The sequence below is a fragment of the Micrococcus sp. Mcc28 genome (assembly GCF_024519775.1).
GTDB classification, from domain to species: Bacteria; Actinomycetota; Actinomycetes; order Actinomycetales; family Micrococcaceae; genus Micrococcus; species Micrococcus luteus.
Genome location: NZ_JALJRH010000004.1, coordinates 60,532 through 84,954, shown reverse-complemented (window position 1 = coordinate 84,954; position 24,423 = coordinate 60,532). Strand labels below are relative to the sequence as shown.

The 24,423-nt window shown below is 74.0% G+C and carries 17 protein-coding genes; 12 read left to right on the top strand and 5 right to left on the bottom strand.

Annotated features, from left to right (window positions below; all coding sequences use genetic code 11):
- Window position 1 precedes the first annotated feature (1 nt).
- From NR073_RS03110 to NR073_RS03095, 4 genes are all read left to right on the top strand, one after another.
- Complete coding sequence (locus tag NR073_RS03110; RefSeq protein ID WP_102708619.1) at window positions 2–2,608, top strand: DNA topoisomerase (ATP-hydrolyzing) subunit A; 2,607 nt, start codon at window positions 2–4, stop codon at window positions 2,606–2,608.
- A gap of 141 nt (window positions 2,609–2,749) precedes the next feature.
- Entirely contained in the window at window positions 2,750–3,781 is a 1,032-nt protein-coding gene (locus NR073_RS03105) for a 3-oxoacyl-ACP synthase III (protein ID WP_044659529.1), read from the top strand.
- 18 nt (window positions 3,782–3,799) lie between these two features.
- Complete coding sequence (locus NR073_RS03100) at window positions 3,800–6,736, top strand: alpha/beta fold hydrolase (protein WP_061867234.1); 2,937 nt, start codon at window positions 3,800–3,802, stop codon at window positions 6,734–6,736.
- On the top strand, window positions 6,733–7,806 hold the full coding sequence (locus NR073_RS03095; RefSeq protein ID WP_044659527.1) for an NAD(P)-dependent oxidoreductase: 1,074 nt from the start codon (window positions 6,733–6,735) through the stop codon (window positions 7,804–7,806). Before NR073_RS03100 ends, NR073_RS03095 begins: the two co-directional genes overlap by 4 nt.
- A 124-nt stretch (window positions 7,807–7,930) precedes the next feature.
- Here the strand turns inward: NR073_RS03095 and NR073_RS03090 are convergent, their stop codons facing one another.
- On the bottom strand, window positions 7,931–10,036 hold the full coding sequence (locus NR073_RS03090) for a type IIA DNA topoisomerase subunit B (RefSeq protein WP_044659526.1): 2,106 nt from the start codon (window positions 10,034–10,036) through the stop codon (window positions 7,931–7,933).
- A 252-nt stretch (window positions 10,037–10,288) separates the two neighbouring features.
- Between NR073_RS03090 and NR073_RS03085 the strand changes: the two genes are divergently transcribed.
- On the top strand, window positions 10,289–10,498 hold the full coding sequence (locus tag NR073_RS03085; protein WP_002858172.1) for a hypothetical protein: 210 nt from the start codon (window positions 10,289–10,291) through the stop codon (window positions 10,496–10,498).
- 65 nt (window positions 10,499–10,563) lie between these two features.
- Here NR073_RS03085 and NR073_RS03080 read toward each other — a convergent pair whose 3' ends face one another.
- The 3 genes from NR073_RS03080 to NR073_RS03070 form a co-directional block, all read right to left on the bottom strand.
- Complete coding sequence (locus tag NR073_RS03080; protein WP_239074670.1) at window positions 10,564–12,114, bottom strand: RNA polymerase sigma factor; 1,551 nt, start codon at window positions 12,112–12,114, stop codon at window positions 10,564–10,566.
- 160 nt (window positions 12,115–12,274) lie between these two features.
- A complete protein-coding gene (locus tag NR073_RS03075) occupies window positions 12,275–13,333 on the bottom strand; it encodes a DUF4192 family protein (protein WP_044659524.1) in 1,059 nt (352 codons plus the stop codon).
- 36 nt (window positions 13,334–13,369) lie between these two features.
- Window positions 13,370–14,326, bottom strand: a complete 957-nt coding sequence (locus NR073_RS03070; protein ID WP_044659523.1) for a PAC2 family protein — start codon at window positions 14,324–14,326, stop codon at window positions 13,370–13,372.
- Between the two features lie 233 nt (window positions 14,327–14,559).
- Here NR073_RS03070 and NR073_RS03065 point away from each other — a divergent pair, with 233 nt between their 5' ends.
- From NR073_RS03065 to NR073_RS03050, 4 genes are all read left to right on the top strand, one after another.
- Entirely contained in the window at window positions 14,560–16,092 is a 1,533-nt protein-coding gene (locus NR073_RS03065; protein WP_044659535.1) for a leucyl aminopeptidase, read from the top strand.
- A 115-nt stretch (window positions 16,093–16,207) separates the two neighbouring features.
- Window positions 16,208–17,587, top strand: a complete 1,380-nt coding sequence (gene lpdA / locus NR073_RS03060) for a dihydrolipoyl dehydrogenase (protein ID WP_036383063.1) — start codon at window positions 16,208–16,210, stop codon at window positions 17,585–17,587.
- Between the two features lie 98 nt (window positions 17,588–17,685).
- Window positions 17,686–19,551, top strand: coding sequence for a 2-oxoglutarate dehydrogenase, E2 component, dihydrolipoamide succinyltransferase (gene sucB / locus NR073_RS03055; RefSeq protein WP_044659522.1), 1,866 nt, complete (start codon window positions 17,686–17,688; stop codon window positions 19,549–19,551).
- 18 nt (window positions 19,552–19,569) lie between these two features.
- Window positions 19,570–19,914 carry a hypothetical protein gene (locus tag NR073_RS03050; RefSeq protein ID WP_010078527.1) on the top strand — a complete coding sequence of 115 codons (345 nt, stop codon included), beginning with the start codon at window positions 19,570–19,572 and terminating at the stop codon, window positions 19,912–19,914.
- A gap of 116 nt (window positions 19,915–20,030) precedes the next feature.
- Here NR073_RS03050 and NR073_RS03045 read toward each other — a convergent pair whose 3' ends face one another.
- Window positions 20,031–21,704: a serine/threonine-protein kinase gene (locus NR073_RS03045; RefSeq protein WP_230277972.1), complete on the bottom strand. Its 1,674-nt coding sequence runs from the start codon at window positions 21,702–21,704 to the stop codon at window positions 20,031–20,033.
- A gap of 108 nt (window positions 21,705–21,812) precedes the next feature.
- Here NR073_RS03045 and lipB point away from each other — a divergent pair, with 108 nt between their 5' ends.
- From lipB to NR073_RS03030, 3 genes are read left to right on the top strand one after another with little or no spacing between them, the layout of a single operon-like run.
- Window positions 21,813–22,514, top strand: a complete 702-nt coding sequence (gene lipB / locus NR073_RS03040; RefSeq protein ID WP_036314221.1) for a lipoyl(octanoyl) transferase LipB — start codon at window positions 21,813–21,815, stop codon at window positions 22,512–22,514.
- Window positions 22,511–23,518, top strand: a complete 1,008-nt coding sequence (lipA, locus tag NR073_RS03035; RefSeq protein ID WP_002857341.1) for a lipoyl synthase — start codon at window positions 22,511–22,513, stop codon at window positions 23,516–23,518. The genes lipB and lipA overlap by 4 nt, the downstream gene beginning before the upstream one ends.
- Window positions 23,519–23,544: 26 nt before the next feature.
- On the top strand, window positions 23,545–24,357 hold the full coding sequence (locus NR073_RS03030; protein ID WP_044659516.1) for a DUF4191 domain-containing protein: 813 nt from the start codon (window positions 23,545–23,547) through the stop codon (window positions 24,355–24,357).
- The last annotated feature ends 66 nt before the right edge of the window (window positions 24,358–24,423 follow it).

Sequence of the window (24,423 nt, the reverse complement as noted above, 5' to 3'; positions counted from 1 at the left end):
CATGATGGCCCGTTCATCCCGTTCCCGCCCCGCCGAGCAGGACGCCCCGCGCCCGCTGCCGCTGGAGCAGGAGAACATCGTCGACGTCGACGTCTCCGAGGAGATGGAGGCGTCCTTCCTCGAGTACGCCTACTCGGTGATCTACTCGCGCGCCCTGCCGGACGCGCGCGACGGCCTCAAGCCGGTGCAGCGGCGCATCCTCTACATGATGGCCCGCATGGGCCTGCGCCCGGACCGCGGCCATGTGAAGTCCGCCCGGGTGGTAGGCGAGGTGATGGGCAAGCTGCACCCCCACGGCGACGCCGCGATCTACGACGCGATGGTCCGCCTCGCCCAGCCGTTCTCCCTGCGTCTGCCCGTGGTGGACGGGCACGGCAACTTCGGCTCGCTCGACGACGGCCCCGCGGCCCCGCGCTACACGGAGGCCCGCATGGCCCCGGCCGCCCTGGCGCTCACCGCGGACCTCGACGAGGGCACCGTGGACTTCGTCCCCAACTACGACAACCAGCTCCAGCAGCCGGCCGTGCTGCCCGCCGCCTACCCCAACCTGCTTGTCAACGGCACCACCGGCATCGCCGTCGGCATGGCCACGAACATGGCCCCGCACAACCTGCGCGAGGTCGTGGCGGGCGCGCGCCACCTGCTCGCGGACCCCGAGGCGGACCTCGAGGCGATCATGGCCCACATCCCCGGCCCCGACCTCCCCTCGGGCGGCCGGATCGTGGGGCTCGACGGCGTCCGCGACGCCTACGCGACCGGCCGCGGCACGTTCCGCATGCGAGCCGCTGTCGCCGTGGAGCAGGTCTCCGCGCGTCGCACCGGCCTGGTCGTCACCGAGCTGCCGTACGGCGTGGGCCCCGAGAAGGTCATCGAGCGGATCAAGGCCGGCGTCGACGCGAAGAAGCTCAGCGGCATCGCCGACGTCGTGGACCTGACGGACCGCAAGAACGGGCTGCGCCTGCAGATCGAGCTCAAGTCCGGGTTCAACCCCCAGGCCGTGCTGGCCGCCCTGTACCGGCACACCCCGCTCGAGGAGACGTTCGGGATCAACAACGTCGCGCTCGTCGACGGGCAGCCGCAGACCCTGGGCCTGCTGCCCCTGCTGCGGGTCTACGTGGACCACCGTCTGGACGTGGTGCGGCGCCGCACGGGGCACCGCCTCGGCAAGCACCGCGATCGTCTCCACCTCGTCGAGGGCCTGCTGCTGGCGCTCGTGGACATCGACGAGGTCATCGAGATCATCCGTTCCTCGGACGACACCGCGGCCGCGCGCACCCGCCTCATGGGCGTCTTCGACCTCACCCAGGTGCAGGCCGACCACATCCTGGAGCTGCGGCTGCGCCAGCTGACGAAGTTCTCCCGCATCGAGCTGGAGGCCGAGCGCGACGAGCTGCAGGCCGCGATCGCCGAGCTCGAGGCGATCCTCGCCTCCGACGCGCGGCTGCGCGAGGTGGTCTCGGCCGAGCTGCAGGCCGTGGCCGACGAGCACGGCGACGACCGGCGCACGGTCCTGCTCGAGGCCGAGACCGCCGCGGCCCCCGCCGCCGGGCCCGCACCGTCCGGGCCCACCCCCGCCGGCGCCGCGGAGGCCGGGGCGGACCTGATGGTCCCCGACACGGCGTGCTGGGCCCTGCTCTCCACCTCCGGACGCCTGCTGCGCACCGCGGACCGCACGCCGATCGCCCCGCAGGGCCGGCGCCGCAAGCACGACGCCTTCACCTCCGTGGTCCCGACGACGGCCCGCGGCGAGATCGGGGCCCTCACCTCCGCCGGCGCGCTGCACCGCCTCCAGGCGGTCGACCTGCCGGCGGCCGGCGAGCCGTCCGCGGCCCCCGCGATGACCGCGGCCGTCCCCGTCGCGGAGCTGGTGCCCCTGGCCAAGGGCGAGACGCTCGTGGCCCTGGTCCCCCTGGACGCCGTCCTGGCGCTGGGCACCGCCCACGGGGTCGTCAAGCGCGTCCGGCCGGAATGGCCCCTGAACCGCCAGGTCGTCGACGCCGTCGCCCTGAAGGACGGCGACGCGGTGGTCGGCGCCGCCCCCGCCCCGGACGAGGCCGACCAGCTCGTCTTCCTCACCCGCACCGGCCAGCTGCTGCGCTACGCCGCCTCCGCCGTGCGCCCCCAGGGCCCGGCCGGCGGCGGTGTCGCGGGCATCCGGCTGGCCGCCGGGGACACGGTGCTCGCGTTCGGGGTGGCCCCCGCCGCCTCCCTCACCGAGACCGGTGCGGACGCCGCGGCCCACCCGCGGCCCGCCGTCGTGGTGACCGTGACGGACGGCGAGGCGGACGTGCTCGGCTCCGCCCCGGGCTCCGTCAAGGTCACCCCGCTCGGGGAGTATCCGGCCAAGGGCCGCGGCACCGGCGGCGTGCGCGCCCACCGGCTGCTCAAGGGCGAGAGCGGCCTCGAGCTCGGCTGGATCGGCGCCGCGCCCGCGCTCGCGGCCTCCCGGGCCGGCGTGGCCCGCGCGCTGCCGATCGAGTATGGGCGCCGGGACGGCTCGGGCGTGCCCGTGGACCAGCGCATCGAGGCCGTCGGCGCCGGCGCCTCCCCCGAACTCGTCTCGGCCCCGCCCGCCGAGGACGACGCCGTGGCCGTGTCCGCGGACTGACCCCGGTCCGGGGCGAGCCTGTTCGCCTCGGGCCGATCGACGCCCCGGATGGGCGCCCCGCCCGACCCCTCCGATACAGTGGGCTGTCGTCTCACCGCAGGTGAGCGCCCCCCTCCCCCGACCCCCCGCAGATTGGTCCTGGTGACGAACGTGTCCGGCAACGCCAGCTACGAGTACTCCCGCGCCGCCCTCCTGGCGGTCACCGAGGTGGAGGCCCCCGTCGAAGTCACCTCGCGGGACCTCGACGACCAGCTGGCGGAGGTGCTCACCCGCCTGCGCCTGCCCGGCTCCCTCCTGGAGCGGGTGGCCGGTGTGCGCAGCCGACGGAACTGGGACGAGACCGAGGACTTCCAGGAGGCCGCCGCCCGCGCCGGCGTCGCGGCCCTGGAGCAGGCCGGCGTCCCCCGGGAGCGGGTGGGCCTGCTCGTGAACACGTCGGTCACCCGGGCCACGCTCGAGCCCTCCGTGGCCGTGCGGATCCATCACCTCATGGGGCTGCCGACCTCGGCGACCAACTTCGACATCACGAACGCGTGCCTCGGGTTCGTCAACGGCCTCATGCTCGCCTCCACCCTCGTGGACGCCGGCCAGATCGACTACGCGGTCGTGGTCGCCGCCGAGGACGCCTCGAAGGTGCAGGCCGCCACCGTGGCCAACCTGCACGCCGAGACCACGCACCGCGGCAACTTCATGGAGCAGTTCGCGTCCCTGACGCTGGGCTCCGGGGCCGCCGCCGCCGTCGTCGGCCGCATCGAGGACCACCCGGACGCCCATCGGATCGTCCGCGGGATCACCCGCGCCGGCACCGACCACCACGGCCTGTGCGTGGGCGACCACCACGGCATGTACACCGACTCCACCGCCCTGCTCAAGGACGGTCTCGAGCTCGTGATGGACGCGTGGCACGACGTCCCGGCGGAGTGGGCGTGGCCGGAGGCCGACCGGTTCATCACCCACCAGGTCTCGCAGATGCACACCGACGCGATCGCGGAGTCCGCCCACCTGGACCCGGCGCGCATCCCGACGACGTTCCCCACGCTGGGCAACGTCGGCCCGGCGTCGCTGCCCATCACCCTCGTGCGGGAGATGGACGCCCTGGAGGACGGGGACACGGTGGTCTGCCTGGGCGTGGGCTCGGGCCTGAACACCGCGATGCTCGAGATCGAATGGTGAGCTGAAGGAGCCAGAGCCATGCCCCAGATCCCCGCCGCCCCCGCCGCCCTGCCGCCGGCCGACCGACTGCCCGGCTGGGACCCGGCGTGGTCCCGCCTCGTGGAGATCCGCTCCGCCGCGGACCCGGAGGGGACCGTGCGGACGCTGCACGTGGCGGACACCGGTCCCGTGCTCGCCGCGGCCGGGGCGGAGATCGTCGGCACGATCGTGGCGGTGCACGGCAACCCGACGTGGTCCTGGCTGTGGCGGTCCCTGCTCGCGGAGACCGTGCGCCGGGCACGCCGGGGCATGGCCGCGTGGCGCGTCGTGGCGCCGGACCAGCTGGACATGGGCTTCTCCGAGCGCCTCGCGCACGCGGGCTCCCCGTCCGCCGCGTCGATGGGCCGTGCCGGCGACACCTACCGCACGCTGGGCGGCCGCATCGCCGACCTGGACGCCCTGCTGGCGGCTCTCGGGCTGCGCGACCTGGCAGCCACCGGCCACCCGCTGATCACGCTCGGCCACGACTGGGGCGGTGTCGTGTCCCTCGGCTGGGCGGCGCGTCATCCGGAGCTGGTGGCCGGCGTCGCGACCCTGAACACCGCGGTCCACCAGCCCGAGGGGGCGCCGATCCCCGCCCCGCTGCAGGCCGCCCTCGCCGGGCCCGTCCTGCCGGCCTCCACCGTCACCACGGACGCCTTCCTCTCCGTGACGACCTCCCTCGCCACCCCGGCCCTCGACCGCGAGACGCGGGCCGCCTACCACCTGCCCTACGACACGGCGGCCCGACGCGGCGGCGTCGGCGGCTTCGTCGCGGACATCCCGGCCGACCCCGGCCACGGCAGCCATCCCGAACTGCAGCGGGTGGGCGAGGACCTCGCCGCCCTGGGCCGTACCGACGTGCCCGCCCTCATCCTGTGGGGCGCCGACGACCCGGTCTTCCTGGACCGCTACCTCGACGACCTCCGCGACCGCCTGCCCCACGCGCGCGTGCAGCGTTACGAGCGGGCGGGGCACCTGCTCGTGGACGACCGCGACATCACCGCGCCCCTGCTGCAGTGGGCCCAGCTGCTGCGCGGCGGCCAGCTCTCCGACCCCGCCTCGGGGCTGCCGGGCCCCGTCCCGCACGCCACCGCCGACGCGGCCGCCGACCCGGGCCTGGAGGTGGACCTCGGGGAGGAGCCCGGAGCCCGCGAGCCCGGCGTGGTCCGGCTCTGGGACCACCTGCGCGACTGGGGCGCCCCCGGCTCGGACCACCGCGAGTACACCGCGCTGGTGGACATGGCCGGCGCCCAGGCCGGCCGCTCGCTCGTGGGCACCGCCCGCCGCCCCGTGGCCGTCACCTGGGGTGAGCTGCAGGAGATGGTCTCGGCCATCGCGACCGGGCTGTGGGCCGCGGGCATGCGACCGGGCGACCGGGTCGCCATGCTCGTGCCGCCGGGTCGCGACCTGTCGGCGGCCCTGTACGCCGTGCTGCGCGTGGGCGCCGTCGCCGTGGTGGCGGACCAGGGCCTCGGGGTCAAGGGCATGACCCGGGCGATGAAGTCGGCCCGCCCCCGCTGGATCATCGGCCGCACCCCCGGTCTGACGCTGGCCCGCGCCCAGTCCTGGCCGGGCACCCGGATCTCCGTGACCGAGCCGGGCGCCGCCCAGCGCCGCCTGCTCGACGTCTCCGACTCGCTCTACGCGATGGTGGACCGCCACCGCGACCCGGCCACGGGCGACGCCGTCGACGAGTACGGCACCGTGCTGCCCGAGCCCGCCCTGGACGCGGACGCCGCGGTGCTGTTCACGTCCGGCTCCACGGGCCCGGCCAAGGGCGTCGTGTACACGCACGAGCGGCTGGGCCGCCTCGTGGCGCTGATCTCCCGCACCCTGGGCATCCGCCCGGGCGGCTCCCTGCTGGCCGGCTTCGCCCCGTTCGCGCTGCTCGGACCCGCCCTCGGCGCCGCGTCCGTCTCCCCGGACATGGATGTCACCCAGCCAGCCACCCTCACCGCGCAGAAGCTGGCCGACGCCGCGATCGCCGGGCAGTCGAGCGTGCTGTTCGCCTCCCCCGCCGCCCTGGCGAACGTGGTCGCGACCGCCGACGGCCTCGACGCGCCCCGGCGCGAGGCGCTCGACGCCGTGCGTCTCGTGCTCTCGGCCGGCGCCCCCGTGCACCCGCAGCTGATGCGTCAGGTCTCGGACCTGATGCCGAACGCCCGGGTCCACACGCCGTGGGGCATGACCGAGGGGCTGCTGCTCACGGACATCGACGGCGCCGAGGTGCAGCGCCTGCGCGCCGCCGACGACGAGGGCGTCTGCGTGGGCTCCGCGCTGCCCACGGTGTCCCTGGCCATCGCGCCGCTGCTCGAGGACGGCAGCGCCGAGGACGTCATCCTCGACCCCGCGCGGGGCCACGGCGTCCTCGGCGAGATCGTGGTCAGCGCCCCCCACCTGAAGGACCGCTACGACGCGCTCTGGCACACCGACCAGCAGAGCAAGCGCGACGGGCTGTGGCGGCGGGACGGCCGGGTATGGCACCGCACCGCCGACGTCGGCCACTTCGACGCCGAGGGCCGCGTCTGGCTCGAGGGTCGGCTCCAGCACGTGATCACCACGCCCGAGGGCCCGGTCGGTCCGGGTGGGCCCGAGAAGACCGTCGACGCGCTCGGGCCGGTGCGACGCAGCGCCGTCGTCGGCGTCGGGCCCCGGGGCACGCAGGCCGTGGTCGTCGTCGTGGAGGCGGCCGTGCCGGCCACGCGCCCGGCGCGGCGCCCGGGTCACCACCGGGACGGCCGGCCCAAGCAGGGCCTCGCCCCGACCGCGCTGGCCTCCGCCGTGCGCGCGGCCCTCGAGCCGCTGCCGGTGGCCGCGGTGCTCGTGGCCGATGAGATCCCCACGGACATCCGGCACAACTCCAAGATCGACCGCGCCCGGGTGGCCGACTGGGCGGAGGCCGTGCTCGCCGGCGGGAAGGTGGGTGCGCTGTGAGCGGCTTCGGCTACGACGTCGACCTCGACGCCGCCGGGATGCCCGACCTCGTCGAGCGCCTCGCGTCGCGCCGCGTCCTGGTGACCGGCGCCTCGGGGCTGCTGGGTGCGGGCGTCGCCCGGGTGCTCGCCGATGCCGGCAACGACGTGACCACCCTGCAGCGGCGTCCGTCGGGCGTGCCCGGTGCGCGGGACGTGCGCGGGTCCGTGACCGACCCGGCCGCCGTCGAGGAGGCCCTGACCGGCGCGGACACCGTGGTGCACGTGGCCGCGAAGGTGTCCGTGTCCGGCCCCGAGCACGAGTACGAGGCCGTGAACGTGGAGGGCACGCGCATCCTGTTGCACGCCGCACAGCGCCACGGCGTGCGACGCTTCGTCCACGTCTCCTCCCCCTCCGTGGCGCACGCCGGCGACTCCATCGTCGGCGAGGGCGCCGGAGCCGCCAGCCCCGAGCACGCGCGCGGACCCTACGCGCGCACGAAGGCGGCCGGCGAGCGACTGGCCCTGGCCGCCGACCGCGACGACTTCCGCGTCCTGGTGCTGCGCCCCCACCTGATGTGGGGGCCCGGGGACCTGCAGCTCACCGACCGGATCGTGCAGCGCGCGCGGGCCGGGCGAATGCCCGTGCTCGGCACGGGCGCTCCCCTGGTCGACACGCTGTACACGGCCAACGCCGTCGAGGCCGTGGTGGCGGCTGTGTCCGCGGCCGACGTGCACCACGGCGAGGCCCTCGTGGTCACCAACGGCGAGCCGCGACCGGTCGGCGAGCTGATCCGCCAGATCGCGCTGGCGGGCGGCGCCGCGGAGCCCGAACGCCGCGTCCCGGCGGGCCTGGCCCGGCGCGCCGGTGCCCTGATCGAGCGGGCGTGGGAGCGGGATCTGTTCGGGCTGCGGTCCCGGGGCGTGGGCTCCGACGACGGCGAGCCGCCGCTGACCGAGTTCCTCGCCGAGCAGCTCTCGACCGCCCACTGGTTCGACCAGCGTCGCACCCGTGAGGTCCTCGCGTGGACGCCGACCGTGAGCATCGACGAGGGCCTGCACCGCGTCGCGGCGTACTACCGCGACCGCTGACGCCCGCCGCGGCCGGAACGAGCGCCCGTCCCGAGCTTTCGTTCGGAAAACGGCGCGGGTCACGCCGCTTTCGTTCGGGAAACGGCGGCGGCCGCGCCGCCGTTTCCCGAACGAAAGCGGAGGGTCAGGCGTCGATGCGCTCGCGGTCCAGCTCGTCGGCGTGGGAGACGATGAAGTCCTTGCGCGGGGCCACCGCGGAACCCATGAGCAGGTCGAAGACGCGCTCGGCGGCCTCCACCTCGGCGATGTTCACGCGGCGGAGCATGCGGTGGCGCGGGTCCATGGTGGTCTCGGCCAGCTGGTCCGCGTCCATCTCGCCCAGACCCTTGTAGCGCTGGATCGGCTCGCGATACGAGCGGCCCTCCCGCTCCAGGCGGGCGAGCGTCGCGTGCAGCTCCTGCTCGGAGTACGTGTAGATGACCTCGCGTTCCTTGACGCCCCGGGTCACCGCCTCGATCCGGTGCAGCGGCGGGACGGCCGCGTACACGCGCCCGGCCTCGACCATGGGCCGCATGTAGCGGAAGAAGAGCGTCAGCAGGAGGGTGCGGATGTGGGCACCGTCCACGTCCGCGTCCGTCATCAGCACGACCTTGCCGTAGCGGGCCGCATCCAGGTCGAAGCTGCGCCCCGCACCACCCCCGACGACCTGGATCAGCGCCGCGCACTCGGCATTGGCCAGGATGTCCGAGACGGAGGCCTTCTGCACGTTCAGGATCTTGCCCCGGATCGGCAGCAGGGCCTGGAAGTCGGAGGACCGGGCCAGCTTGGCGGTGCCGAGCGCCGAGTCGCCCTCGACGATGAACAGCTCGGAGGAGGCGACGTCGTTGCTGCGGCAGTCCGCCAGCTTGGCCGGCATCGTCGAGGTCTCCAGGGCGTTCTTGCGCCGCTGGTTCTCCTTGTGGGTGCGCGCGGAGATGCGCGACTTCATCTCGGCGACGACCTTCTCCAGCAGCGTGTGCACCTGCTGCTTCTGGGCGCGGGCCGTGGAGGTGAGGCGGGCGGTCAGCTGCTTCTCCACCACTTGGGAGACGATCCGCCGCACCGCGGAGGTGCCGAGGATCTCCTTGGTCTGCCCCTCGAACTGCGGCTCGGCGAGCCGCACCGTCAGGACGGCGGTCATGCCGGCCAGCACGTCGTCCTTCTCCACCTTGTCCGACCCGGCCTTGAGCCGGCGCGCGTTGGCCTCCACCTGGGCCCGGAACACCTTCAGCAGTGCCGCCTCGAACCCGGACTGATGGGTGCCGCCCTTGGGCGTGGCGATGATGTTCACGAAGGACCGGAACACGGTGTCGTAGCCGACGTCCCAGCGCAGGGCGACGTCCACCTCGCACGTGCGCTGCACATCCTGCATGGAGGTGCGCCCGTCCTCGCCGAGCACCGGGACCCGCTCCTTGAAGGTGCCGGAGCCCTGGATCCGCCACACGTCCGTCACCGGGGTGGCGGGCGTGAGGTGCTCCACGAACTCGGAGATGCCGCCGTCGTACTGGAAGACCTCCTCGACCGGGCCGTCGGCGCCGGGCGTGCCGGGTCGGCGGCGCAGGTCCTTGACTGTGATCCGCAGGCCCGGGATCAGGTAGGCGGTCTGGCGCGCCCGCGCCTGGAGCTCCTCGGCGGAGAACGTCGCGTCCTTCACGAAGATCTGCTCGTCCGCCCAGTAGCGCACGCGCGTGCCGGTCTGCCCGCGCTTGGCCTTCCCGACGACGTCCAGCGGCGAGGCGTCCGTGGACGGCTCGAACGGGGCGTCTGGCGACGGGCGCGACCCGTCCTGGAAGCGGCCCGGCTCGCCGCGCCGGAACGACATCTGGTGGACCTTGCCGCCGCGCAGCACCTGCACGTCCAGGCGCGAGGACAGGGCATTGACCACCGACGCGCCCACGCCGTGCAGGCCACCCGAGGCGGCGTAGGAACCGCCGCCGAACTTGCCGCCGGCGTGGAGCTTGGTGAACACCACCTCGACACCGGACAGGCCGGTGCGCGGCTCCACGTCCACGGGGATGCCGCGCCCGTTGTCCTCGACCTCGACGGAGCCGTCCGGATGCAGGGTGATCTCGATCGACTGCCCGAAGCCGGCCAGAGCCTCGTCCACCGAGTTGTCGATGATCTCCCAGAGGCAGTGCATGAGGCCGCGGGAATCGGTGGAGCCGATGTACATGCCCGGCCGCTTGCGGACGGCCTCGAGCCCCTCCAGCACGGAGAGGTGGCGGGCGTTGTACTCGGTGTTCGCGGGCACGGGGCGGGCCTTTCGGTGGACGACGGCGGCCGGTCCAGCCTACTCCGCGGGCCGGACACGCCAGGGTTCGGGCCGGACGTCCCTGGGCAGCCCGGCCCGGCTGCTTGCGTACGCGGGTGGCGAAACGCGGGTGCGGGGCGGGCGCGCGGGGAAGTTCCCTGCCATCCTTGCTGTTCCATGGGACAAGAGGAGGACCGACCCGCCCCACCGGCGTCGTCGCCCTCCAGCCCCGAGAGACCCGAGGAGGACACCATGTCCATCACCGCCGTGGCCGAGCCGGCCGCCCTCACCCGTTCCGACCGCTGCGACCGCTGCGGCGCGCAGGCCTACGTCCGCGCCGTGCTGCACTCGGGCGGTGCCCTCCAGTTCTGCGCCCACCACGCCCGCGCCGTCGAGGACGCGCTGCGTCCCCAGGCCGCGCTGTGGCAGGACGAGACGGACCGCCTCACCGCCGGCGCCTGACGCGCCCGGCATGACGAAGGGCCGGACCCCCGCGGGGGTCCGGCCCTTCGTCATGCCGCTGCGACTCAGTCCAGGTAGTCCCGGAGCACCTGCGAGCGGGAGGGGTGACGCAGCTTGGACATGGTCTTCGACTCGATCTGGCGGATGCGCTCTCGTGTCACTCCGTAGACCTTGCCGATCTCGTCCAGCGTCTTGGGCTGGCCGTCGGTCAGGCCGAAGCGCATGGCGACGACACCGGCCTCGCGCTCGGAGAGCGTGTCCAGCACCGAGTGCAGCTGCTCCTGGAGCAGCGTGAAGGAGACGGCGTCCGCGGGCACGACGGCCTCGGAGTCCTCGATCAGGTCGCCGAACTCGGAGTCGCCGTCCTCGCCGAGCGGGGTGTGCAGCGAGATGGGCTCGCGGCCGTACTTCTGCACCTCGACGACCTTCTCCGGGGTCATGTCCAGCTCCTTGGCCAGCTCCTCCGGGGTGGGCTCGCGGCCGAGGTCCTGGAGCATCTGCCGCTGCACGCGGGCCAGCTTGTTGATGACCTCCACCATGTGCACCGGGATGCGGATGGTGCGGGCCTGGTCCGCCATGGCGCGGGTGATGGCCTGACGGATCCACCACGTGGCATACGTGGAGAACTTGAAGCCCTTGGTGTAGTCGAACTTCTCGACGGCGCGGATCAGGCCGAGGTTGCCCTCCTGGATGAGGTCCAGGAACAGCATGCCGCGACCGGTGTAGCGCTTGGCCAGGGAGACCACCAGACGCAGGTTGGCCTCGAGCAGGTGGTTCTTGGCCTTGCGCCCGTCCGCGATGATCAGCTGGATGTCCCGGCGCTCGCGGTAGTCGTCGGAGGCCTCGTGCTGCACGACGTGCTCGGCGTAGAGGCCGGCCTCGATGCGCATGGCCAGGTCCACCTCCTGCTCGGCGTTGAGCAGGGCGACCTTGCCGATCTGCTTCAGGTAGTCCTTCACCGGGTCCGCCGTGGCGCCCGCCACGACCACCTGCTGCACCGGGGCGTCGTCCTCGGAGTCGTCCATGACGAACGCGCCCTTGGACTGGGCCACCTTCTGGCCTGTGGCGGCCGTCGTGCCGGTCACGGCCTCCGCGTCCATCGCCGGACGCTCCGGAGCGTCCGAGCCGTCCGCGTCCTCATCATCAGAGTCTTCGGTGGCGGTCTCGTCCGCCACCACGTCCTCCTCGACGGCGTCCGCGGCCTCGGTGCGCTCGCGCGCCTGGACGAGCTCCTCGTCGTCCTCGGCCTGCTCGGCGGAGGCGGCGGACGCGGTGGCCTTCTTGCCCCCGGTCGTGGCGGTCTTCTTCGCGGCGGTGGTCTTGGCCGTGGCGGTGGTCTTGGCCGCGGTGGGCTTCCGGGTCGCCTTCTTCTTGGCCGTCGGCGTGGCAGCGGTCTTGGTCGCCGCCGACTTCGTCGCGGTCGTCCGCGTCGTGGCGCCCTTGGTCGTGGCGCTCTTCGTGGCTGCCGACTTCTTGGCTGCCGTGGAGCGGGTGCGCGTGGTCGTGGCCTCGGAGGCAGTGGTCTCCTTGCCGTCCTGCACACCGCTGGTCGTCGAAGTGGTCACTCGAGGCCTTTCCGTCTCGTCCGCGGCCACCCGCGGATCCTTGCAGTCCATAGACACGTGACCCTGTCAAGTCGCGGCCTCGGACGACCGACGTCGTCCGGGCCCGCCGACTGCAGGGTCCGTGAGTGCCAACGACGGCTGAGACCGATCTATTCCGCACCCGGGAAACGGGCTGCGGTCGGCCGTGCCGTCGTGAAGCCGCATCATTCTCTCATGGGCGGCCACCGTCGGGCCGCCACGCGGTGGCCGGGTCGGTCGCCCAGCCTGCGACGCACCCCGCGGCCACGATGCGTCGCAGGACGGAGACGAACGGGTCGCCGGGACTCAGCGCCGCCGCCGCGGTCAGGTGGGCGTCCGCGTCGGAGCCGTGGCCGCGGGCCCAGCCGACCCACCCGGCCAGCGCCAGGGCCTGCGCCGCCACAGCCGGCGTCGCGACGGGCACGAGCGCGCGCAGCCCCGCCCGCAGGGCGTCCAGCCGATCCCAGGCCGGCGCCCGGCCCGAGGCCGCGGTGAGGATCCGTTCCTCGTCCCCCGGATCCCCCGTGGCCGCGCCGGACGGCGCGGCGGCATGGAGCAGCAGGCCGTCGCGCCAGGCCGGACGCGTCAGCGGCGAGCCCAGCACGGCCGGTGCGGGCGCGCCGCGGTCACGAGCCGCGCCGGTCAGCACCGACTCCCACTGCGCCAGCCACGCGCGGCGTGCCGCGGGCGCGTCCTGCTCGGGAGGCCGCCACCGCGCGTCGTCGGCCCGGGCCGCCGCGGGACCGCGGCGCGGGACCGGGTCGGGCACTGCTGCACGGTCCCAGACCGAACCGCGGGTCATCAGGTGCAGGGACAGCGGCGCGGCTCGGGGGTCGAGCGGGCCCTCCTCGGCGACGCCGCTCCCCCACCAGGGGCGCGCCCGTCCCCGCGCGCACGTCCAGGCCGCGGTCAGGGGGCGACCCGCGGACGCCAGGGCGTCGTCGAGCGCCGCGGCCCAGCCGGGACGGGCGAGCGTGGCCCGGGCGCCGTCCGGCAGCGCGAGGCAGAGCGTCGCGTCCGCGGCTGCGTCCCGCCGGCACACCTCGGCCACGGCGCAGGCCCAGGCGCCGACGTCGACCTCCTCGGGAGGCAGGTCGACCCGCACCACGGCGCGCAGGCGCCCGTCGCGCAGGGTGAGGAGGACCAGGCTGCCCTCGGGCAACCGCCCGAGGGCGTGGCCGACGTAGGCGAGCAGGTCCTCCGGGCCGCGGGCCGGCAGGACGGGGACGTCGAGTGAGGTGGGGGCTTCCATGCCGCCACCCTGGCCGACCGGGCGCCCGCGGTGGGATCAGTCCCCGTCGCCGGTGGACGGACGGCCGGGTCCGTCCTCCTGTGCAGGAGCGGACCCGCCGCCGGCGTCCCGCGCGGCGAGGTACGCCTCGACGGCGGAGGCGAGTTCGTCGCCGTCGGGCAGGCCCTGCTCGGTCTCGAGCAACGACCGCTCCTGGTCCTCGGCGTTCTGGTCGTAGTTGCGCTCCAGGCCGGCGATCATCTGCTGGATCTCCCCGGACCCGGAGACCTGGCGCTCCAGCTCGGCCTCGATGTCCCGCGAGGCGTCTCGCAGGTCGTCCGAGGGCAGCATGAGCCCCATGGCGGCCCCCGCGTACTCGAGCGCGGCCACGGCCGCCTGGGGGAAGGACGCCTCGGCCACGTAGTGCGGCACATGGACGGTGTAGCCCGCCGTCGGCAGGTCCGCCTCCTCGGCGCGCAGCTCGAGCATCTGCAGCAGCCCCGCGACGATGTCCGCCTCCGGGCTCCAGGTGGACAGCCCCTCGACGGCGTCGGCGCGGGACCCGTGGGTCGTGACCCCGAGCCGCCGCGTGTGCGGCACGGGCAGCGGGGCCGCGTCGAGGAAGGTGAGCGAGTCCACCTCCCACTCCTGCGCGAGGCCGAGCACGGCCTCCGTCACCGCCTGCCACCGGAAGTCCGGCTCGGGGCCGGACAGCAGCAGGAAGGGGTGGCCGAGCAGGTCCTCGACCAGCTGCACCTCGAGCGCGGGCAGGCGCAGATCACGGTAGCGGTCCCGGTCGAACCGGAGCCGGGGACGCCGGGCGCGGTAGTCGAACATCGAGTCGACGTCGAAGGAGACGACGGTCCGATGGGTCAGGTGCTCGTGCAGCGCGGCCCGCACCTGCCGAGCGACCCGGCCCGCGTCCATGTGCCCGGTCAGGGCCACGAGCATGCCCAGGCCGGGGGGCACGGGCGCCCCCTCATGACGGGTGTACAGCGGCGCGGCGTCCTGCACGTCTCGTTCCCCTTCCGGTGGTCCGTCTGCGGGAGAGCCGTCCCCGCCGCCCGGATGGCGGCGGACGCGGATCCCTCCCTGTCCTCTGGCGTCAGTCAACCACGGCACGGCACCCTCCTATTCCGCGCCCGCGCGCCCTGGACGGGCGCGCGAGCCCTCTGGCTAGGATGACGCGGGACGGCCCGGCCCACCCCGCCGGGCGCATCCCCCACCCCCGGAAGAGAGGCCCGTCCGTGATCACCCTGGACCGCCCGACCCTGACCGCCCGCGCCCTGGAGGACTTGACCGCCTCCGCCCTCGTGGTGGGGGTGGGCACCGGCCCGGACGGCCCCGTGCTCCTGACGGACGCGCTGCCGGCCGAGGCGGCCACCGCCCTCGAGGCCTCGTTCGAGCTGCTGGGCGTGCGGGGCGCCGAGGACGAGGTCCATCGCCTGCCGGGCCTGGGCGGCGTGCCGGTGCCGCTGCTGGTCCTGGCCGGCGTCGGCGGTCTGGACGACGACGGCGAGGCCGCGGACGAGTCCCTGCGCCGCGCCGCCGGGGCTGCCGTGCGCTCCCTGGCCGGCACCGACGCCGTGGCCCTGGCCCTGCCGGCCGACACCCCGGCCCGACTGGCCGCCGTCGCCGAGGGCGCCGTCCTGGGCGCGTACGCCTTCACCGCCCAGAAGTCCGAGCGCGCCCGCGCCGAGACGGACACGTCCCGTCCCGTCCGCGAGGTCGAGGTCGTCACCCCGCTCGCCGCCGCGGACGCCGACCCCGTGCTGCGCCGGGCCGCCGTCGTGGGCGACGCGGTCTGCGCCGTGCGCGACCTGGTGAACACGGCCCCCTCGCACCTCTACCCGGCCACGTTCGCGGACGCCGTCGCGGAGGACCTCGCGGACTCGTCCGTGAGCGTGGACGTGTGGGACGAGGACCGCCTGCGCGCCGAGGGCTTCGGCGGCATCCTCGCGATCGGCCAGGGCTCCTCCCGCCCGCCGCGGCTCGTGCGCATCGAGCACGCGCCGGCCGACGCCGCCGCGCACATCGCGCTGGTGGGCAAGGGCATCACCTTCGACACGGGCGGCATCTCGCTGAAGCCCGCCGCCTCGATGATGACGATGAAGTCGGACATGGCCGGCGCCGCCACCGTCTTCGCCGTCGTGCGCGCCGCCGCGGCCCTGGACGTCCCTGTGAAGGTGACCGGCTGGCTGGCGCTGGCCGAGAACATGCCCTCGGGCACCGCCATCCGCCCGTCCGACGTCATCACGATGTACGGCGGCAAGACCGTGGAGGTCATGAACACGGACGCCGAGGGCCGCGTCGTCATGGCCGACGCCCTCGTGGCGGCCACCGACGAGCGACCCGACGCGGTGCTCGACGTGGCCACCCTCACCGGTGCCCAGCTGGTCGCCCTCGGCGTGCGCCACACGGGCGTCATGGGTGACGACGCGCTGCGCGACGAGGTCGTCGCCGCGGCCGACGCGGCCGGGGAGCTCGCGTGGGGCATGCCCCTGCCGGAGCAGCTGCGCGCCTCGCTCACTTCGCGCGTTGCGGACATCTCCAACATGGGCGACCGCTTCGGCGGCATGATGACCGCCGCCACCTTCCTGCGCGAATTCGTCGACGCCGGACGGTCGGAGGGCGACGCCGCCGCACGGACCCCCTGGGCCCACCTCGACATCGCCGGCCCCTCCTTCAACGAGTCGGCCGCGTACGGCTACACCCCGCAGGACGCCACCGGCGTGATGGTGCGGACCCTGGTGGGTCTCATCGAGGGGCGTGCCCGGTAAGGTTGGTCCCGATGTCCACCGCGTCCCCGGCCGCGCGGCCCGCCGCCGACGGCCGGGGGTGGCGGTGACGCACCACCACCACGATCCACCGACCCCAGCACCAAGGAGCAACACCGTGGCCGACAAGGCAACCGCTCAGGAATTCGACGTCCTCGTCCTCGGCGGTGGCTCCGCCGGGTACGCCGCAGCCCTGCGTTCCGTGCAGTACGGCAAGTCCGTCGCCCTCGTGGAGAAGTCCAAGGTCGGCGGCACCTGCCTGCACTGGGGCTGCATCCCCACGAAGGCCTACCTGCACGCCGCCGAGGTGGCCGATGAGACCCGCAACGCCGCCAAGTTCGGCGTCAACGCGACCCTCGAGTCCGTGGACATGGCGAAGGTGCGCGACTACAAGGACGGCATCGTCGCCGGCAAGCACAAGGGCCTGGCCGGCCTGCTGAAGATGCGCAAGGTCCAGGTCATCGAGGGCGAGGGCAAGCTCGTCTCGAAGAACGAGGTCGAGGTCGACGGCACCCGTTACACGGCGGAGAACATCGTGCTGGCCTCCGGCTCCGTGGCCAAGACCATGGGCCTGCCCATCTCCAAGAAGATCATGACCTCCACGGAGGCCCTCGAGCTGGACTACACCCCGAAGTCGGCCATCGTGCTCGGCGGCGGTGTCATCGGCTCCGAGTTCGCGTCCCTGTGGAACTCCTTCGGCGTCGACGTCACCATCATCGAGGGCCTGAAGACCCTGGTCCCCAACGAGGACCCGGCGATCATCAAGGTCCTCGAGCGCGAGTTCAAGAAGAAGGGCATCAAGACCAACCTGGGCACGTTCTTCGACAAGGTCGAGGAGACCGACTCGGGCGTCAAGGTGACCCTCGCGGACGGCAAGGAGTTCGAGGCCGAGGTCTGCCTCGTCGCCGTCGGCCGCGGCCCGAACACCGAGGGCCTCGGCTACGAGGAGCAGGGCGTCAAGATGGACCGCGGCTTCGTCCTCACCGACGAGCGTCTGCACACCGGCGTCGGCAACATCTACGCCGTGGGCGACATCGTTCCCGGTCTGCAGCTGGCGCACCGCGGCTTCCAGCAGGGCATCTTCGTGGCCGAGGAGATCGCCGGCAACAAGCCGATGGTCGTCGAGGACATCAACATCCCGAAGGTCACCTTCACCGAGCCGGAGATCATGTCCGTGGGCTACACCCAGCCCAAGGCGGAGGAGGAGTTCGGCAAGGACAACGTCGAGGTCGCCGAGTACAACCTGGCCGGCAACGGCAAGTCCTCGATCCTCGGCACCGGCGGCATCATCAAGATGATCCGCCAGAAGAACGGCCCGATCGTGGGCGTGCACGGCATCGGCAAGCGCATCGGCGAGCAGATCGGCGAGGCGCAGCTCATCGTGAACTGGGAGGCCTACCCCGAGGACGTCGCCCAGTTCGTGCACGCGCACCCCACGCAGAACGAGGCCCTGGGCGAGGCCGCCATGGCCCTGTTCGGCCACCCGCTGCACAGCTGACCCACCGCACTGACCATCCCGGGCCCGTGCGTCGGGCCCACCTCGCAACCCCGGGTGGGCGCCCCCGGCGCCCACCCCTCATGAGGAGCATCGGAACCATGTCTGAAACCGTGAACCTGCCCGCCCTGGGCGAATCCGTCACCGAGGGCACCGTGACCCGCTGGCTCAAGGCCGTCGGCGACGAGGTCGCCGTCGACGAGCCCCTGGTGGAGGTCTCCACCGACAAGGTCGACACCGAGATCCCGTCCCCCGTGGCCGGCGTGCTCGAGGAGATCCTGGTCGAGGAGGACGACACGGTCGAGGTCGGCGCCCCGCTGGCCACGATCGGCGACGGCTCCGGCGGCGGCTCCGCCGACGCGTCGGAGGACGACGCCGCGGCCGAGGAGCCCGCCGTCGAGGAGGCGCAGCAGGACGACGCCCAGCAGGAGCCCGCAGGCGAGCCGGCTCCGGAGGAGCGCGCCTCCACCGACCAGGGCTCGGACGGGGCCCCGTCGGCCGGCGGCGAGGCCTCCGAGGTCACCCTGCCCGCGCTGGGCGAGTCCGTGACCGAGGGCACCGTGACCCGCTGGCTGAAGTCCGTCGGCGACGAGGTCGAGGTCGACGAGCCGCTGCTCGAGGTCTCCACCGACAAGGTCGACACCGAGATCCCCTCCCCCGTGGCGGGCACCCTCCTGGAGATCCGTGCGGAGGAGGACGACACCGTCGAGGTGGGCGCCGTCCTCGCGCTCGTCGGCTCCGGCTCCGCCGGCGGCGGCTCCGCCCCGTCGGAGGGCTCCTCCGGTCAGGACGAGGCGTCCGCCGAGGAGATCGAGGACAAGGCGACCGAGGCCGAGGCCCCCGAGGAGACCGAGGAGGCCGCCGAGGCCGCCGGCGCCGAGAAGTCGGAGAAGACGCCCGAGGCGTCCCCGTCCGAGGAGGCCTCCCGGCGCGAGTCCGCTGAGCGCGACTCCGCGCAGGCCGAGTCCGCCGAGGCGCCCTCCGCCACCGAGCCCGGCCAGGGCTACGTGACCCCGCTGGTGCGCCGCCTGGCCCACCAGAACAACGTGGACCTGTCCACGGTCCGCGGCACGGGCGTCGGCGGCCGCATCCGCAAGCAGGACGTGCTCGCCGCCGCGCTGGCCTCGCAGGCCGCCGCGGGCGGGTCCGAGGCTCCGGCCGAGCAGGCCTCCGAGGCTGCCGCCCCGTCGTCGGCCCCGGCCGCTGCGTCCGCCCCGGCCGCGAGCTCCTCCGTGGACCCCTCGGTCCGCGGCGAGGTGGAGAAGGCGCCGCGCATCCGCCAGGTCATCGCCCAGCGCATGCGCGAGTCCCTCGACCTGTCCACCCAGCTCACCCAGGTGCACGAGGTGGACGTCACCCGCATCGTGCAGCTGCGCAAGAAGGCCAAGGCCTCCTTCCAGCAGCAGGCCGGCGTGAACCTGACGTACCTGCCGTTCATCACCAAGGCGGTCGCCGAGGCCCTCAAGCAGCACCCCAAGCTGAACGCGTCGTTCTCCGAGGACAACAAGGAGATCACCTACCACGCGTCCGAGGACATCGCGATCGCCGTGGACACGGAGAAGGGGCTGCTGGTGCCCGTCATCAAGGACGCCGGCTCCCTGAACCTGACGGGCCTCGCCCAGAAGATCGCCGACGTGGCCGAGCGCACCCGCACGAACAAGATCTCGCCGGACGAGCTCTCGGGCGGCACGTTCTCGATCACGAACATCGGCTCCGTGGGCGCGCTGTTCGACACGCCGATCATCAACCAGCCGCAGGTCGCGATCCTGGGCACCGGTGCGATCGTGAAGCGCCCCATGGTGGTGACCGACGCGGACGGCAACGACTCGATCGCCATCCGCCACATGATGTACCTGTCCCTGACCTACGACCACCGCCTGGTGGACGGGGCCGACGCGGGCCGCTTCCTGACGACGCTGCGTCAGCGTCTCGAGGGCGGCGAGTTCGCCAACGAGCTGGGTCTCTGACGGAAAGGGAGAAGGACTGTGGATATCCTGCACAGCATCCTGGTGGCCGTGCACATCGTGTCCGCCGCAGCGATCGTGGGCGGTTGGTTCGCGCACTTCCGCAACCCGACCGTCACCACCTCGCAGTGGTGGGGCTCCGTGGGCATGATCGTCTCCGGCGTGGTGCTTTTCGGCCTCGCCATGAGCGGGGAGCCGAACCACATGAAGCTGGGCGTCAAGTTCCTGATCGGCGTCATCGTCTTCGTGGCCGCCCTGATCGGCCGCCGCAAGTCCAACCGCGGGGAGGTCGTGCCCACGGGCCTGGCCCACGCGGTGGGCGGTCTGGGCCTGGTGAACATCCTGGTCGCCGTCCTCTGGCAGTGATCAGCCCAGGCGGCTGACGCCGCACCACGCCGCGGGCCCCGGGGAGCTTCTCCCCGGGGCCCGCGGCGTCCCCCCGTCTGGACCGCCGGCCTCCGGCGCTGGATCCGGGCCCGGGGTCAGCGCGGATCGACGGTCTCGACCCGCCACGTCCGACCCGCCGCGCCGCCGTCCCGCCCCTCGGGGCCCTCTCCGTGGCCGCTGCGCAGGACCAGCACGACCTCCTCGGCCGTCGCCTCCCGATGCGCCGCCACGCGTCCCGCGCGGTCCAGCACGGTGTGGGCCGACGTCCGGAGCACGGCGTCGACACGCAGCGCGTCGTCCCCGGCCCGCCGGGCGGGTCCGGCCTGCTCCACCGTCACCTCGAGGCCGGAGAAGGCGAACCCCTCGTCCGTCAGCCGGCGCAGCAGATCCCGGTCGTTCTCCCACGCCGGTCCCCCGGGCACGGCGTAGGCGTCCAGTCGCGCAGGCTCCGGGTCGATGAGCGCGGCAGTCCGGGCGTGGCCGACCGCGGCCAGCGCCTCGCCCACGTCGACGGCGTCCTCCCCGGCGGCGTCCTCCCCGGGGGCACCCGCGTCCGGCACCCTCGCCGGCGTCCCGCTCTCCGGCGTCCCGTCCGCCGGGCGCGCCGCGTCCACCGAGGTGCCGGCCGGCACCGCGCCCGCCGGCTCCGGCGCCCCCTCCGTCGCGTCGCCCAGGGACGCCGGCCACCACAGCCCGGCGGTGCCGCCGCCGACGGCCAGCGCGGTGGCCAGCCCGGCGGCCACGAGGACGCCCCGGCGTGGCGCCGCCCCCCGTCGGCGCGCGAGCGCGCGCCGTCTCGGAGCCGTGCGTCGTCCCCGGCGTCGCCGCGTGGGCCCGGAGCCCGGCAGCACCGTGGGCAGCAGGTGCGCCACCTCGGCGGGGGCGGCCTCTCCCAGCGGGACCGGCTCGGGCCGGGCCGTCGCGTATACGGCTGCGGCGGCCTCCTCCGCGCTCGGCCGCGCCGCCGGGTCCGGGGAGAGCGCCGCATCGAGCAGCAGCGCGAGCTCGGGGGACGCTTCGGGGACCAGGACGGGCAGCGGCGCCCGATGCCCGGCGGCGCCCGGCGCCCGACCGGTGAGCGCGTACCAGCCCAGGGCGGCCCACGCATGGACGTCACTCGGCGCCCCCACCGCCGGAGACGCCCCCGGTTCCGCCCCGGCCCCCTCCACCGCGGCGAGCGCCTCGGGGGCCGCGAAGCCCGGCGTCGCCCCGGCCCCCGACGCCCCGCCGACCACCCGGGCGACGCCGAGGTCGGCGAGGGCCGGGCTGCCGTCGACGCCGAACAGGACGTTCGCCGGGGACACGTCGCCGTGCACCACCCCCTCGCGGTGCAGGCACGCGAGAGCCTGGGCGATCGGGACGAGCACGGTGACGGCCTGCCCCGGGCTCAGGGGTCCGACCCGCTGCACCATGTCCTGCAGCGTGCCGGCCGCGCGGTGCTCGGTGAGGACCCCGAGGCCCCGGTCCGTCTCCACCACGCCGAGCACGCGCAGCAGATGGGGATGCGCGACCCGTCCGGCCTGCGCCTCCGCCGCCAGCGCATCCGGCGCCGCGCCGGCACGGGGCACCTTCAGGGCGGCCCGGACGCCCCGACCGTCCTCGACGAGCCAGACCTCCGCCTGGGCGCCCGCGCCGAGCAGCCGGACGGGTTCCCAGCCCGGGGCGCGCGGCGCAGCCGTGCCCGGCTCCGACGACCTCTCCGGTTCGGTCTCCGGCCCGCCGCCGACGCGTCCGGCCGCGCCGCCGTCCGCCTCGTCCCAGTCCCGCATCGGTCTCCCCTCTCCGCCGCGCCGTCCGTTCCAGCCCAGGGTGCCGCATGTCCCCGAGCGTCACGGCGGTTGTCCACAGGTCCGGGCCCGAGGACTACAGTGGACGTCATGCCCGAGACACCCCTGCCGCCCCTGCGCGTGCTCGGCCTGGCGCCCGACCTGGTGGACTACCACGCCGCCTGGGACGCCCAGCGCGCCCTGCACGCGGACGTCGTCGCCGGCCGCTCCGACGGCGAATTCCTCCTCCTGGAGCACGAAGCCGTCTACACGGCCGGTCGTCGCACCGAGGACGCCGAGCGCCCCACGGACGGCGCCCCCGTCGTGGACGTGGACCGCGGCGGCAAGATCACATGGCACGGGCCGGGCCAGCTGGTCGGCTACCCCGTGGTCCGGCTGCGCGACCGTGCCCACGTCAAGGACTACGTCTGGTTCCTCGAGGAGCTGCTGATCCGCACCGCCGCCGAGTTCGGCGTCACGGCCGTCCGCGTGGACGGGCGGGCAGGCATCTGGGTCCTCGCGGACCGGGACGACGACGGCACGGCCCGCCCGGACCGCAAGGTCGGCGCCATCGGCCTGTCCATCCACGACGGCGTCTCCATGCACGGCTTCGCGCTGAACTGCTCCAACTCCCTGGCCCCCTACGAGGGGATCATCGCGTGCGGCATCACGGACGCCGCCACCACCACCCTGTCGGTCGAGACGGGCCGGACCATCACGCCGGCCGACGTCGTCCCGGTGCTCACCCGTCATCTGGACGAGCTCGGGCCGGCGTACATCGCCGTCACCCCCACGGAAGGAATCCCCGCATGAGCCTCGCCCCCGAAGGCCGCCGCCTGCTGCGCGTGGAGGCGCGCAACGCCGAGGTGCCCGTCGAGCGCAAGCCCGAGTGGATCAAGGCCAAGGTCCACATGGGCCCCGAGTACATCGGCCTGAAGAACAAGGTCAAGTCCGCCGGCCTGCACACCGTGTGCGAGGAGGCCGGCTGCCCCAACATCTTCGAGTGCTGGGAGGACCGCGAGGCCACGTTCCTCATCGGCGGCGACATCTGCACCCGCCGGTGCGACTTCTGCGACATCACCTCCGGCAAGCCGCGTCCCCTGGACATGGAGGAGCCGCAGAAGGTCGCCGAGAACATCCGCGAGATGGACCTGCGGTACGCCACCGTCACGGGCGTGGCCCGTGACGACCAGAAGGACGGCGCGGCGTGGCTCTACGCGGAGACCATCCGCCGCATCCACGCGCTCAACCCGGGGACCGGCGTCGAGATCCTGCCGCCGGACTTCGGCGCGGTGCCGGAGCTCGTCCAGCAGGTGTTCGACGCGCGGCCCGAGGTGTTCGCGCACAACCTGGAGACGGTGCCGCGCATCTTCAAGCGCATCCGCCCGGCCTTCACATACGAGAAGTCCCTCAAGGTGCTCACGATGGCCAAGGCCGACGGGCTCGTCACCAAGTCCAACCTCATCCTGGGCATGGGCGAGGAGGACCACGAGATCGACCAGGCCCTGGTGGACCTGCACGAGGCCGGCTGCGACATCATCACCATCACGCAGTACGTGCGGCCCTCGAAGCTGCACCACCCCATCGACCGCTGGGTGAAGCCGCAGGAGTTCGTCCAGTGGTCCCAGCGCGCCGAGGAGATCGGCTTCCAGGGCGTCATGGCGGGCCCGCTGGTGCGCTCGTCGTACCGCGCGGGCAAGCTCTACGCGCAGGCCATGCAGCGCCTCGGCCGGACCCTGCCGGAGAACCTGGCGCACCTGGCCGGGGAGAAGACCGCCCGCCAGGAGGCCTCCGCTGTCGTCGCCCAGATGTCCTGAGCCGCCCGACTAGACTGGATCCCGTCATGACGAAGAACAGCCAGCCCCCCGCATCCTCCTCCGGCTCCACCTCCGCCACGGTCAAGGAGGTCAAGGCCATGCAGCGCGAGCGTCGCCGCCACGAGAAGGAGCAGACGAAGGCCCAGCGCCGGGACAAGCGCGCCGCGAAGGGCCCGGGCGTGATCTCCCAGCTCAAGCAGGCCTACGCCATGACCAAGGCGCACGACCCCAAGGTCGGTCTGTGGATGCTGCTGGCCTTCCTGGCCGCCCTCGTCGTCGGCCTCGTCATCGGCCTGCTGCTGGACAACTGGATCACGTGGCTGCTCATCGCGATCCCGTTCGGTGTGCTCGCCGCCGTCGTCATCCTGAACCGGAAGGCGCGCCGCGCCGGGTTCGCCCAGCTCGAGGGCCGCCCCGGCGCCGCCGGCGCCGCGCTCTCCACGCTGGGCCGCGGCTGGATCGTGCCCGAGCAGCCGGCCGCCGTGAATCCGAAGACCCAGGACCTCGTCTACCGCGCCGTGGGCCGGCCGGGCGTGGTGCTGGTGACGGAGGGCCCCTCCCCCCGCGTCGCCGCGCTGGTGGTCAAGGAGGAGAAGGCCATGCGCCGCTTCCTGCCCGGCGTGCCCGTCACCGTGGTGGAGTCCGGCAACGGCCAGGGCCAGGTCCCGCTGCACGAGCTGCCCGGCACGCTCAAGGGCATGAAGAAGGCCCTCACGGCGCAGGAGGTCCAGGCCGTGGACAAGCGTCTGACCGCGCTCAACACCAACCGGCTGCCCATCCCCAAGGGCGTCGACCCGAACAAGGTGCGCCCGAGCCGGCGCGCCATGCGCGGCCGCTGAGCGCCGACGCACCCGCGCGAAAGGGGGGCGCCCCGCCGAGGATTCGGCGGGGCGCCCCCCTTTCGT

Coding starts and splice junctions, on each gene's coding strand:
- NR073_RS03110 (WP_102708619.1), top strand. CDS start 2: ATGATGGCCCGTTCATCCCGTTCCCGCCCCGCCGAGCAGGACGCCCCG.
- NR073_RS03100 (WP_061867234.1), top strand. CDS start 3,800: ATGCCCCAGATCCCCGCCGCCCCCGCCGCCCTGCCGCCGGCCGACCGA.
- NR073_RS03085 (WP_002858172.1), top strand. CDS start 10,289: ATGTCCATCACCGCCGTGGCCGAGCCGGCCGCCCTCACCCGTTCCGAC.
- NR073_RS03080 (WP_239074670.1), bottom strand. CDS start 12,114: ATGGACTGCAAGGATCCGCGGGTGGCCGCGGACGAGACGGAAAGGCCT.
- NR073_RS03075 (WP_044659524.1), bottom strand. CDS start 13,333: ATGGAAGCCCCCACCTCACTCGACGTCCCCGTCCTGCCGGCCCGCGGC.
- sucB (WP_044659522.1), top strand. CDS start 17,686: ATGTCTGAAACCGTGAACCTGCCCGCCCTGGGCGAATCCGTCACCGAG.
- NR073_RS03045 (WP_230277972.1), bottom strand. CDS start 21,704: ATGCGGGACTGGGACGAGGCGGACGGCGGCGCGGCCGGACGCGTCGGC.
- lipB (WP_036314221.1), top strand. CDS start 21,813: ATGCCCGAGACACCCCTGCCGCCCCTGCGCGTGCTCGGCCTGGCGCCC.
- lipA (WP_002857341.1), top strand. CDS start 22,511: ATGAGCCTCGCCCCCGAAGGCCGCCGCCTGCTGCGCGTGGAGGCGCGC.
- NR073_RS03030 (WP_044659516.1), top strand. CDS start 23,545: ATGACGAAGAACAGCCAGCCCCCCGCATCCTCCTCCGGCTCCACCTCC.